Consider the following 11,937-nt stretch of genomic DNA (forward strand, 5'->3'; position numbering starts at 1 on the left):
ATTTTATGAAAATCAAAGAATTAATTGAAAAATTAGAACAAAAAAGTAGCCATCAATTTTTGAAAGCAGTATCAAAACCAGAATTTGCTTTTCCTTTGCCAAAAGATTTAGAATTCTTTTATGAAAATTATGAATATGCTATTCTCAATATTGATACTTCTTGTGAGATAAGAATCAGTTCACTTTCAGAATTGCAACCAACAAACCAAATTCTATATCCAGTTGATGATGTTATTTGGGAGGAGTTGACAGATGATATCAGTAATGATTGGTTCATGATTGCATCTTCTCAAGAGCTTTGTCAATTTATCAGTATAGACTTAAACAAAAAAAGATTTGGTTTTTGTTATGATAGTTTTATAGAAACTCATGCTACACCTGATGAGTCTCCCATTATTGCTAAGTCATTTACAGAACTACTGGAGAAATTGGTTTCCAATGAAAAAGAATGGTTTTGGTTAGATTCCTCTTTTCAAAGCTATGGTGATGCTTATGAAAATGAATGAGTAGGTTGTAGCCGGTATGAAACCTCCAATCCCGACGTAAGTGTGCGCGGTACGCACGCGGTTTCTGTTTTCAGACGGCCTCTGTAATGAAATAAATTTAAAATTAAATTTTCAATAATTGAGAAAGGACGATTAAAATGCTTGATTCAGATACAAAAAATATGATTTCTGTATGGATAGGAACATCAAATAAGACATTAGATGAATTTAATAAATACACTGAAGGAATGGAAGATTCAGATTCTCAATGTCCAGCATTTGCAGATTTTGGGGTTTCATTTATTGATTCAGACTTTTTTGTAGCTTTTCGTACCAAAAACGGAGAGATTGTTCCAATTGAAATTTTAGCTGAAGAAATTGGTACGCATTCGAAAAAAGCCACAGAAGAAATTATAAGAGCTTCTAAAGAAAAAGGTGTGAATGAAGGGAATTCTTTGTATTATTATGCAAACGCTACTTTTAAACCCGATAATCCAGAAAAACTTTATAATGACTTAAAATTTATAGGAACGTTTAAAGATCCTAGAAAAAAGTTTCGTTAAATTGGTTGCCTAGCAAGCCGTAGCCTGCATCAAATTTTTAAGTAGAAAGGATTTAAATAATGGGCCTGCCAAAACAAGCAATTGATTCAATTGTTAAATTATCAGCTAAAGAAAGATTGGATTATTCTATTAAAACTATATCCGGTACTGAAACTTTATACCTACTTGATGGAAAGGATGACTGGATATGTTTGCAAGATGATGAAGGAAAAGAATATCTAATGATCTTTCCAGAATCTGAGTTTGCGGAGTTAGCTCTCCAATGGAACCCTCAAGCATTGAGAATAGATGAAATGGAACTAAAGAACTTCTTAGAAGATACCGTTCCTTTAATGTCTGAAAGTAATATTAGATTAGCTATTTTTCCTATAGATGAAAAAACAGAAACTATTATTTTTGATCCAATTGAATTTGCTAAGATGATCAATGATTATTTTTATGAGTGGTATGGGGAAGAATTTGATTTACCTTATTTATTAGGAGGTTAACAATGGGTTTACATAAAAAAGCAATAAATGCAATTCTTAATTTGTCCAGTCAAGAACGTTATGAGCATACTTTAAAAAGGATAACTGACTCTGGAGTTTTATATGTTTTAGCAGACAAAGACGGAGATTGGATATTATGGGGAGATGAGAAAAATTCATCTTTAGCCATATGGCCTGAATTAGAATTCGCGAGAATTATGGCAAATTCTGAGGATAAGAATTCTGATATTTATGAAATTGAGATAGAAGAATTTTTAGAGGATGGGATACCATGGTTAATAGAAAATAATATAGGTATAGCTGTCTTTCCGATTCCTAATAATCCTGAAACTATTGATATGAAGGCTATTCAGTTTGCTGCCTCAGTCAATAAAATCTTAGATGAAAGTTATGATGAGGCCTTAGATTTGCCTTATCTTTAAACGAATGATCAGTTCAAAATCCAACCAAACCGTAAGGTCGCCTGAAAAAGGATGAGCGGGTTTACAAGGATGCGAATCAGCCCTTCCGCCTGCAAAACCAGTTTGCCGACCGTGAGACGGGGTACACTACAACTTCTCCAGGTGTTAAGAACCTGATGCGGGTCGGTTTGTGAATCAGGATTCAATCGGATTACTTGGTGAAGAGAATTTATATAGATTTGCACCTAATACAACGAAATGGAATAATCCATTAGGACTAATGAACAAATGTGATAATTGTTCAAAAACTGTAGTAGACATAAACCTTGTACAAAGGGAAACCAGTAACATTAGTTGCTTGTCAAACAGGGAAAAGGGGACAATTCATTTGCTCAAAAATTGGCTAATGAATTAACAACACCTGTACGTGGTGCGACAGAAAATGTTAGTGCAGTTATAGGAGAAGGATTAAATGGAGGTAAATATGTTACAATTAAGCCATGAAATCCTTAAATTTATTTTTTAAGTATTTTTCTAACGTCTTATAATAACTCATACAGTAAGGATAGAGACATGAAATCTAATGCCAACATTTCAATAAATGACAGTATGTATATTTCTAAAACTGATCTGGAAAAGTTAAAAATTGATGCTTCCTCTGGCAATAGTCAAGCAGCATCAAAATTAGCTAATTATTTTGCTTTTTATGAATTTAACAATGATAAATTTATATTTTGGTTAATTCGATCAGCCGAATTAGGTAATACTCAAGCACAATATGATTTGGCCTATATATTCTTTGATCATTACCAAGACAGTAAAGACAAAAACAAATTAGACGAAGCGGAAAAATGGGCTCTACTTGCTCAAAAAAATGGGATGTCTATTACTAACCTACTCACTGATATACATCGAGAGATTGATATCGCTCAAGGAGGATTATGAAAAACATGAACTCCTAAAGCTCAAAGAAAACGTTTAAGAAAAGAAGCCAAGAAATTTCTTAGAAAATTGAAAAAAGCAGGTAAGAAATGCCCTTAAATTTTTAGGAGAATTTAAATGAAAAAAAATGGATACGTTAATTTTAACTTTTTAGATAGTAAACCCAATATAAATAATATATTAGTTGGGCTAGATTTAGATTATTCAAATAAAGTGATAGCGCCAGATGGTCATGAGTTAGCACTGATTGCTTTTATGCCAATTGAAAATTTATTGACTATTGCACCTCAATTTAAAACAGATTTTCAGGATAAGGAATATAAAGATAAAGTAATTTACGTTTTTTCTTATTATGATAAAGAAGATTATTTTCTTGACTACATTACTGAAATTGACGATGCTATTCAAGGATATACGAAAGTTATCATCGGAGATAAAAATCAGTTCAAGTTTAACCTAGATAAATTTTATCCAATTAATCCTATTGAGAATTCAGATCAAATGAGTTTTTTAGGAGGACAACCTGAATATTTACAACAAGAGAGTTATGATTTTCTAGAAAAATATATTTTCATAGGTCAAATCTTAGGAATGGATCTACCTGAAAAAGTAAATGAAATTTTTTATCTAACTGAGAACATAGGATATATTTTTATAGATCGAGATCTATCTGGTGGATTATTCTTCGTACAAACGACTTAAACAAAACTAAAAAGGATTGAATTATGAATGAAAGTATTGAAACAGTATTAAATAGTTTTCTGATGGAAATGTATAAATGGGAAGACAATGCTAATAAGCATATTGATGCAGGCACAGATATTCCTGATGAGATATTGAAACAAACACTAAAGGAAATATACGATAAATACCTAACAGATAAACCAAGAAAAATGGGAAAGTTAGAATGTATGACTGTTAACTACCCTCCAACATTCAATCCAGATAACGAGAAAATCATTGAAATAGAAGAAAAAGGTAGCTCTATAACTGTAAAAAATGATGTTCTTTACGCTGGAATGGAAGTACAAAGACTTTATAAATTCAAAAAACAGGCAGGTCTCTGGAAACTAGATAATGTAAAAGAATTTGATAGTTATGATGGGAAATGGTATTCTATACATATCTAAATTAAAGTAATTAGCAAACTGTAGCCAGTATGAAACCTCCAGTCCTGACGTGAGGCGTGTACGGTGCGCGCGAACCCTTGGCACATTTGACCCCAAGACTGGCAAACAATTGAAAGACTCCATTAAAAACTGAAGGATAGAACCATGAAAAAAATCATAAGATTTATATCAAAATTTGAAAAAAATGAAGAAAAATTTATTGAGGTTATAAATTTTAAGAATGAACCATCTCTTAATTTTCTACAAAAAATTTTTCATGAAACTGGTCCGATGTATGAAGAATATTTGATATCAAATGAAGTTGTAAAAATAATTGAACCTTATGTATGTGAGAAGTTAGACATAAATAATTATGACTATTTCTTGTCTTGCGAAGAGGATATTATTTAACTAAAAATGTAATAATTATATTCACGGATAGCGCATACCAACCCTTCCGCCTGCAAAACCAATATGCTGACCGTGAGTCCGGGCTACACCACAACTTCTTCAGGTATTACGAGCCTGATGCGGGTCGGTTTGTGGATCAGGATCCGATTGGGTTGTGGGGTGGTAGTAACCTTTATCGGTTTGCACCTAATGCGCCAGGATGGACTGATCCCTCTAGTTTTATAGCTATGGCATTAGTTTTCTTACCAGAAATAGATGCTGTTTTAACTGCTTTAGGGCAAGCTGCACTAACAGCAATTGGTATTGGAGCAGTTTTAAGTCTAAGTGGTGATACTTCAAAAGAGAAAAGTCAGGCTAAAGCACAGTCAAGGGTAGCGGTAAAGGCAGGCTCTTGTCATGGAAACTGTAAAAGTTCAAAAAAGCCTCAGCACGGATATAAAATTTACGATAAAAGAACGGGACAAATAATGGAATATGGTATCAGCGGAGCAACTAGAACAAAGGCAGATTCCTTTAAAACAGAAAATAATTCGCCGAGGATCCGAAGCAAATTGAGGGTTAAGTATGGTGGCGATCCTAATTATGCAGGCTCGGTAATGATTGATGGACTGCCAAATAGAGAAGCAGCTTTAGCGTGGAAAGAGGCACAGGTACGATTACATAAACTAAAATATGGCTCCCAGCCTCCAAGGCAAAAACGACCTATAGTTGATTAGGAGAAATTTATGATTAAAGTTATAGACTTACAAAGTGAATATAATATAAATCCAATATTTGCGGATTTTAGTAGACAAGCCTACGCCATTCCAACGCTATATGCTAAATCTCTGCCTAAATTTGAATCAAAACAGATTCATACCTGTTTGATTGTTTTGTATCCTCATGATGATTTCCCAGAAAAACCGAATATAAAAGGATTTGCAGATTTCTATCTGTATTTTAATTTTGATAAATATTTTGTGTCTTCTGATGCTGAGAAAAAAATGATGCAATTAGAAGCAGTCCATCAAGGAATGTTGGGAATTGCAGTCGAACAGGGGTGGAATACAGAACCATTTGAAATAGCATATCAAGCATGCTTAGATGCTAATCTCATCTTAAGTACTCAAATTAAAAAACGCAAAATGAGTCCGAATAGAAAACAGTATTTGTCCATATTTGCATATTGTGATCTCTATCATTTTAAAATTAATTGGGTAGTATCTGATAAGAAAGGGGCAATCCTTCACGAAGGATCTCTATTTTCAGAAGAACCTTCTTTCTTGGCTATGGGCTATCGGTTGAATTTCCGTTGGATAGATGACGAACATTTTATTGTTGAGTCCAATTACAAAGGATTGATTTCAGATACTTGGGAAGTTGATATTTCGAATGGTGCAGTCCTAGCAACTTGCTGGTTTTAGCCTGTGTGAAACTTCCAATTTTGACGTGGCGTGTGTAGCAAGCCGTAGCCCGCACAAAACCTTCAGTCCTGACGTAGGGTGTGTGCGGAATGAACGCACGCGGTTTCGCCTGTCTAAATCACATCAACGAAGACGGAGAAAGCCACCAACAAATCCACTACTTCCACTACGATCAAATCGGCATGCCTCGCGAGATGACAGATAAAGACGGCAATTTGCTATAGTTCGGCAACTACACCGGCTGGGGTCGTCTGAAAGAAGAAACCAAGGTAACAGATAGCGCATACCAGCCCTTCCGCCTGCAAAACCAGTATGCCGACCGTGAAACGGGGCTGCATTACAATTTCTTTAGGTATTATGAACCTGATGCGGGGCGGTTTGTGAATCAGGATCCGATTGGGTTGGAAGGTGGAGATAATTTTTATTTCTTTGCCCCTAACTCCAGTATGTGGTTAGATGTCCTTGGATTAGCAACATGCAAAGAGAAAGCTATTTGTAAAAAAATACGAAAACGTTTACAGAAAATTGCAAACGAACAAAATGCAAAATTATCAAAGAGACCTTTCCGAGGATTAACTCCACGACAGGTGACGAATGTCAAAAAATCACACTTTGCCTATTTTATGCATTATGGAACTCAATTGGATACACAAGTCAAAAACGTAGTAAGAAATGATAAAATACTCAAAGAATTAGGTTTAAAAGTAACTCCAGGGGGAGGCAAAAAAATTCCTGATTTTACTGGTCCTAATAGTGCATGTAAGTGGTTTGACTTAACAACTAAAAAAGCTTGGGCGAAGCATATGAAGGATTACCAAAATATTTTTGGCGCCGGAAAGCTTATAAAATACACTCGCCCACCTCGAAATTTTTAATAAGGAAAATGTGGATGACCATTTCTAGAAAACTCAAAAACCGTTGGGACGTTTATCCCACCTTGAAGGAAGTTCTTTCCTCTACCTATAATTTAAGCACATCTCCATTTGGTATAACAGAAACAGGGTTGCAGGATTTTCGTGGCATCAAATTAATTGGTGATAAGGATGAATCTGTTTTTCTATCAGTTTCGTTAAAAGACTCCGATTTCTCTGGTTCATTATGGAATAGTTTCCAAATATCAGAACAGGAAGATAGTCAAGTAACTATTGAAAATGTAAAGTTTGATGGGAGTACATTCAAAAACGAGTATTTTTGTGATGAGATGTTTGGAAAGGGGGCGCATTTTATTTCATGCAGTTTTGCAAACTGTGTGTATAAAGGTGTTGATTTTGTTGGTGCTAAATTACAAGGATGCGATTTTTCTAATATAAAAAAAAATATACGATTAAATTTTATTTACTGTACGCTTATTGAAAACTGCAGATTCCAAGGAGAAATACATAAAGCTATGTTTGGAATATCTCCATTGAAAGACTGTTCTTTTAAAGGCAAACTGTACGATTGCATTTTCTATGGCGTTGATAAAACACCGAATAATGGTGGGATAGTCCCCCCAGAGGAAGTTGATAACCGAATGGATACTATAGACTTTTCACAAGCAGAAGTAATCTCATGTTCATTCCGAGATTTTTGCTATTTAGACAAAGTCAAACCTTCACCACAGAATTGTCTTGTAAAAATTACTAATGAATTTTATCTAAAGCTGAAGGAACTCATAGAACAGGAACCCTTAGCAAAAGATAGGGAAAAATTGTTTCAATATACTTCACTTTTCTGTCAGCCTTCGCCCTCAATACCATACAACATTTATCATCCAGAATATTTTGAAAGTGATTCAGAATTAGGTCATAAATGGTATAACTTTATATGTCACTCAGCCGAAGAAACAAACTGTCGTATTAAATAATAAGCTATATAGCATAGCTAGAATTTCGGCCCAACCAAACATCAAGGTCATCTGAAATCAATTTTCAGACGACCTTGCCTGTACGCCGCCCTTAACTGCCCCGACTACAACGAAAATAGCCAACTCATAGCCCAGTACCAATGGAAAGTGCCATCTAAAAAGGAGAATGCCCAAAATGGCTTGTCCGAAAACAGACAGATCAACTGCCTGTATTACGGCAGCAGTCACCTGAACCAAATCTGCTTCGACACTCACAAATTTTTTGCCAAAAAAAGCTAACAAATATTATTTTTATAATTACGAAAGCATAGGAATTGTTAAATGAAAAAGGTGAGCCATAAAATTAATGTAATAAAGCAAATAGAAAACACTGTTGATATAGTTGGTAATCATCCCAACCAAAATCCTGATAGAGTGTTTTTATATATTAATTATGATATACAAAGTTTTGAAGATTCATTTGATGAAATTTTTAGTATTCCTGAATTGGAATCGGAAGATTTTTGTTTGATTTCATCCAACTGTGAAATCACTTTACCTAATGGAGAAAAATTTTGTGGAATATCTTTCAAAAGTAACTCAAATAAAGAATTGATTCTTCAAAAGATTAAAAACCATTTTGAGAAAAAAGGATATCAATATGGGGTTATTAGAAACAATAATTTAATATTAAGTACAAAGAATGTAATTAATTTAGATGATTGTTCCGCTATCCTTTATGACTATGATTAATACTCAATGAACTTAGATAGCAAGCCGTAGCCGCATGAATCCTCTAATCCCGACGTAGGACCTGTGCGGTACGCGCGAATCCTTGGCACAGGTACACAACTGGATCAACGAAGAAGGCGAAAACCGACAACACCCCCACTACTTCCACTGCGACAAAATCAGCATCCCAAGAGAGATAACCTATGGCGAAGGCAATCTGGTTTGGAGATTACTACGGTTAGGGCAAACTGAAGAGTGAAATCAAGGTAACGGAAAACGCATACCAGCCCTTCCGCCTGCAAAACCAGTATGCCGACCGTGAGACGGGGCTGCATTACAACTTCTTCAGGTATTATGAACCTGATGCGGGTCGGTTTATCAACCAAGACCCGATTGGGTTGTGGGGCGGCTTTAACGTTTATCAGTTTGTACCGAACGTTCAAGGTTGGCTTGACATATTAGGATTAAAAAATAAATTTGCATTTGACCATCCTAATTGTATTGCTAGACGTAAAAAGATTAGCAATATAGAAAATGATATTATTAAAAGAAATCAAGAAATCAAAGCCAATCCTGGAAATTTACCATATAAGCACAAACCTGGTATGAAGCCTAGAGATTCAGTTGAAGGACATATTCAACTAGTTGAACAACTTAAAGAAACTTTGAAAAAACATAAACAATGGTTAAATGATAATTGCGATGATTTACCTCCACCATCCCCTGGTAGATGTACCTCACCTTCTTCAGTGCCTAATAGTCAAACCCAAGAAAATTTGAAAACTGTGGGGAAAGCAGCGGGAACTGCCGCTGCAATCTACATAGAGTATAAAATTGTAAGAGCTGTTGCTATATCATTTGTTGCCACCCCCGTAGCAGGAGCTGGTAGTTTAGATTGCCATAATTTTAAAATATAAAGTCTATGAAAATGAACTATAAAATAATTAATACAATGAGCAAACTAGAAATAATTAAGTATTTATTCTCATTAGAAAATAAAAAGGATTTACAAGATGCTTTGGAATATATTTCTCTAAACTTAGATAGCACAATATTTCAACCTACTATTGATAACGACACATTCTTTTTTATATATCACCTCCTCAGTAATAAAAAAATAATCCAAAATAGGGGGCTTTGGGAATTTATTATTACCCTAGAAAGTTCAGATCTTGACTTTTCCCAAATAACTAAAGCTAAAAGGTTTAAATTAATAAATAAAATTACTTCAGCGTCTGAGCTTTATGAAAGTTCAGTGGCTTGCGAAATAGGAAGATTTATTATTCGATATTTATTAATTAATAAACCTGAAAGACTAAAATATATCTTAGATATTAAAAAAGAGTTAGATAAAAAAATAGCCAAGTGTAATTATTTAGATATGTTATATTTTATGCTTTTAGACTATCAAGATAATTCTGAAATTAATCAAAGCGAAAAAGAAAATATTACTAAACTATTAGAAAAAAATTAGGAAATCTTAGTTTTTCTTACAAACGTTGTTCCCTTTTTAAAACTAAGTTGCTCCGCATCATTAGAAATAACGATAGCAAGCCGCAATTCGCAGGAAAAATAATATGGCAAATAACAGAATTTCAAGTTTTGACGCTTTTTTAGAATGTAAAGATCTATCAATCAATGACTTATTGGAGAAAATACTACATTCTAATACTATTATTCAATATGAAGCAGCAAAAAGATTACAATTTTTTCAGTATAAAGAGATTATTGATATAATCAAAAATATTCTCTTAACAAGTCGATATAGTCAACATAGAGAAATTGCAAATTTTATCTTGGGACAAATGCAAGAAAAACTTAGCACCACAGAATTGAAAGAGATTTTCTCCATATTAATTCACTCTATTCAAAATGACAAAAGTATTAAAGTAAAATCATCTGCAATATCTTCCTTAGGACATCTATTTAGAAAATATAATCTAGGAGAAGAAGAATTTCGTACTGTGGAAAATAATATTAGTTCTATTTGGAATATGAATAGATATTCTATAATTATTTCTATTGCATTTAGTTCCGCATATTTCCCAAAAAGAAATTATATAAAAGAATATCTAATAAAAAATTTAAACAGCAAGCATCACAAAATTATCTCATGGGTATTGTATGGGTTGAAAGGAAAACATTATAAATCAGAATCAATTGAAAATTTACTAATACATAAACTAAGCCAATTTAATGAAAAATCTTATATTTACAATGAAATTATTGCATTTTTAATTTCAATTAATTCTAAAAAAGTTATCCCTTATGTTAAAAAGACACTATTCACTCAAAGTAAAATTGATGATGAAATTTATACTGAACTTAAAAATAATCTGTCGGATGAATTTGCGGAATTGAGAAAAAAATTATTAGAAAAATTTAAATAGTTTTTTGACGTCCGCCTCAACCGCAAGCCTGCCTTCGTCTTCAAAGCCAGTAAGACTAACCGCACCACCGTCAACAAACCCGTTACTTCCACTGCGATCAAATCGGCATACCGCGAGAGATGACAGACAAAGACGGTAATTTACTGTGGTTCGGCAACTATACCGGCTGGGGTTTCCTGAAAGAAGAAACCAAGGTAACAGATATCTCAAATCACCCTTTCCGCCTGCAAAACCAGTATGCCGACCGGGAGACGAGCTGCACTACAACTTCTTCAGGTATTGTGAGCCTGAAGCGGGTCGGTTTGTGAATCAGGAGCCGATTGGCTTATAGGGTGGGGAGAATCTGTATTGGTTTGCGCCTAATGTACAAATTTGGGTAGACTTTCTAGGATTAGCAAATGGAGCTGCGAATCCCGTTGTTAAAGCAACAATTGAAGTTGGGAAAAGAGCTCATAAAAATTACTATTTTACATTAGGTGGTGGATATGACTTTGAAAGTAGTTTTAGAACAAAGTCAGGGAAATTATACCGATTTGATGCAATTAACTATAAAAATTGTATTGTGCGTGAATTAAAGCCTGATACAAAATCAGGAAGATGTAAGGGAAATAAACAATTAAATAACTATGTGAGGGTCCTTAATAGTGAAGGCCCTAATTCTTGCAAAGGGAAATGGAAAGGTATACTTGATCTTTATAAACCATAAACCTAAATTTTCCTAAAATTTAAAGTGTAATAAGGAGAAATTCAACATGAATGCTGATTTTGAGAAAAAATTTTTTAAAGAGTTAAGAGCTATTTTAAAAAAAAATGATTTTTTAAAATTGAATACCTCGAATTATTTCTATAATAATAGTCATATTCAATGTATGTTTAATATTCAAAAAAGTAAATACTCTAAGCAATATTACTTTAATCTTTATGCAAAAAAAACTTCTCCTAATATTTCGCCAAAAGAAATTTCTTGGGGAGCGGATCTTATTTTAAGATTAGAGAATCTATTTCCTAAGTACTCATTTTTAATTAAAGGGATAAATTTTGATGAAAATAAAGATAAACAAAATTATTTCGATTTTCTTGATTTATTAGATACCTATTTTTTAATCGAAATAAAAAAACTAACAAATATAGAAACATTCGAAAACTACATTAATATGCAACAGGTATAATAAATTTAATTTTAAAAAT

At 33.5% G+C, this 11,937-nt stretch carries 20 protein-coding genes and 1 pseudogene; all 21 read left to right on the plus strand.

Annotated elements, in window-relative coordinates; all coding sequences use genetic code 11:
- Positions 1-5: 5 nt before the first annotated feature.
- Positions 6-506, plus strand: coding sequence for an SMI1/KNR4 family protein (locus NGI26_RS04790; protein ID WP_251936805.1), 501 nt, complete (start codon positions 6-8; stop codon positions 504-506).
- 137 nt (positions 507-643) lie between these two features.
- A complete protein-coding gene (locus tag NGI26_RS04795) occupies positions 644-1,048 on the plus strand; it encodes an immunity 22 family protein (protein WP_247912218.1) in 405 nt (134 codons plus the stop codon).
- A 59-nt stretch (positions 1,049-1,107) separates the two neighbouring features.
- Positions 1,108-1,536: a DUF2750 domain-containing protein gene (locus tag NGI26_RS04800; RefSeq protein WP_251936808.1), complete on the plus strand. Its 429-nt coding sequence runs from the start codon at positions 1,108-1,110 to the stop codon at positions 1,534-1,536.
- A 2-nt stretch (positions 1,537-1,538) separates the two neighbouring features.
- A complete protein-coding gene (locus NGI26_RS04805) occupies positions 1,539-1,958 on the plus strand; it encodes a DUF2750 domain-containing protein (RefSeq protein WP_251936810.1) in 420 nt (139 codons plus the stop codon).
- 333 nt (positions 1,959-2,291) lie between these two features.
- Positions 2,292-2,441: a hypothetical protein gene (locus NGI26_RS04810; protein ID WP_251936812.1), complete on the plus strand. Its 150-nt coding sequence runs from the start codon at positions 2,292-2,294 to the stop codon at positions 2,439-2,441.
- A gap of 69 nt (positions 2,442-2,510) precedes the next feature.
- Entirely contained in the window at positions 2,511-2,882 is a 372-nt protein-coding gene (locus NGI26_RS04815) for an SEL1-like repeat protein (RefSeq protein ID WP_251936814.1), read from the plus strand.
- A gap of 114 nt (positions 2,883-2,996) precedes the next feature.
- Positions 2,997-3,581, plus strand: coding sequence for a hypothetical protein (locus NGI26_RS04820; protein ID WP_251936816.1), 585 nt, complete (start codon positions 2,997-2,999; stop codon positions 3,579-3,581).
- 23 nt (positions 3,582-3,604) lie between these two features.
- Complete coding sequence (locus NGI26_RS04825) at positions 3,605-4,009, plus strand: NTF2 fold immunity protein (RefSeq protein WP_251936818.1); 405 nt, start codon at positions 3,605-3,607, stop codon at positions 4,007-4,009.
- Between the two features lie 144 nt (positions 4,010-4,153).
- Positions 4,154-4,399, plus strand: coding sequence for a DUF7683 domain-containing protein (locus NGI26_RS04830; protein WP_251936820.1), 246 nt, complete (start codon positions 4,154-4,156; stop codon positions 4,397-4,399).
- The gene (locus NGI26_RS09200) at positions 4,378-5,115 is read left to right on the plus strand and encodes an RHS repeat-associated core domain-containing protein (protein ID WP_286009840.1); all 738 of its coding nucleotides are present in this window, start codon (positions 4,378-4,380) and stop codon (positions 5,113-5,115) included. The genes NGI26_RS04830 and NGI26_RS09200 overlap by 22 nt, the downstream gene beginning before the upstream one ends.
- A gap of 9 nt (positions 5,116-5,124) precedes the next feature.
- A complete protein-coding gene (locus NGI26_RS04845) occupies positions 5,125-5,802 on the plus strand; it encodes a hypothetical protein (protein WP_049514522.1) in 678 nt (225 codons plus the stop codon).
- An 89-nt stretch (positions 5,803-5,891) separates the two neighbouring features.
- Positions 5,892-6,026, plus strand: a complete 135-nt coding sequence (locus tag NGI26_RS04850) for an RHS domain-containing protein (RefSeq protein WP_251936822.1) — start codon at positions 5,892-5,894, stop codon at positions 6,024-6,026.
- Positions 6,027-6,053: 27 nt separating this feature from the next.
- Positions 6,054-6,677 carry an RHS repeat-associated core domain-containing protein gene (locus NGI26_RS04855; RefSeq protein WP_251937213.1) on the plus strand — a complete coding sequence of 208 codons (624 nt, stop codon included), beginning with the start codon at positions 6,054-6,056 and terminating at the stop codon, positions 6,675-6,677.
- 14 nt (positions 6,678-6,691) lie between these two features.
- Positions 6,692-7,648, plus strand: coding sequence for a pentapeptide repeat-containing protein (locus tag NGI26_RS04860; protein WP_251936825.1), 957 nt, complete (start codon positions 6,692-6,694; stop codon positions 7,646-7,648).
- Between the two features lie 321 nt (positions 7,649-7,969).
- The gene (locus tag NGI26_RS04865; RefSeq protein WP_049230542.1) at positions 7,970-8,380 is read left to right on the plus strand and encodes a hypothetical protein; all 411 of its coding nucleotides are present in this window, start codon (positions 7,970-7,972) and stop codon (positions 8,378-8,380) included.
- A gap of 275 nt (positions 8,381-8,655) precedes the next feature.
- A complete protein-coding gene (locus NGI26_RS09205) occupies positions 8,656-9,276 on the plus strand; it encodes an RHS repeat-associated core domain-containing protein (RefSeq protein ID WP_286009843.1) in 621 nt (206 codons plus the stop codon).
- A gap of 35 nt (positions 9,277-9,311) precedes the next feature.
- Positions 9,312-9,833, plus strand: a complete 522-nt coding sequence (locus NGI26_RS04875; RefSeq protein ID WP_251936828.1) for a hypothetical protein — start codon at positions 9,312-9,314, stop codon at positions 9,831-9,833.
- A 103-nt stretch (positions 9,834-9,936) separates the two neighbouring features.
- Positions 9,937-10,749, plus strand: a complete 813-nt coding sequence (locus NGI26_RS04880) for a hypothetical protein (protein WP_251936831.1) — start codon at positions 9,937-9,939, stop codon at positions 10,747-10,749.
- 119 nt (positions 10,750-10,868) lie between these two features.
- Positions 10,869-11,057, plus strand: a complete 189-nt coding sequence (locus NGI26_RS04885; RefSeq protein WP_251936834.1) for a hypothetical protein — start codon at positions 10,869-10,871, stop codon at positions 11,055-11,057.
- A pseudogene (locus NGI26_RS09250) lies at positions 11,054-11,455 on the plus strand (hypothetical protein). The gene NGI26_RS04885 and the pseudogene NGI26_RS09250 overlap by 4 nt, the downstream one beginning before the upstream one ends.
- 46 nt (positions 11,456-11,501) lie before the next feature.
- Complete coding sequence (locus NGI26_RS04890) at positions 11,502-11,918, plus strand: DUF4304 domain-containing protein (protein WP_251936837.1); 417 nt, start codon at positions 11,502-11,504, stop codon at positions 11,916-11,918.
- Positions 11,919-11,937 lie beyond the last annotated feature (19 nt).

This window comes from Streptococcus sp. Marseille-Q0941 (genome assembly GCF_943736975.1).
Classification (GTDB): domain Bacteria; phylum Bacillota; class Bacilli; order Lactobacillales; family Streptococcaceae; genus Streptococcus.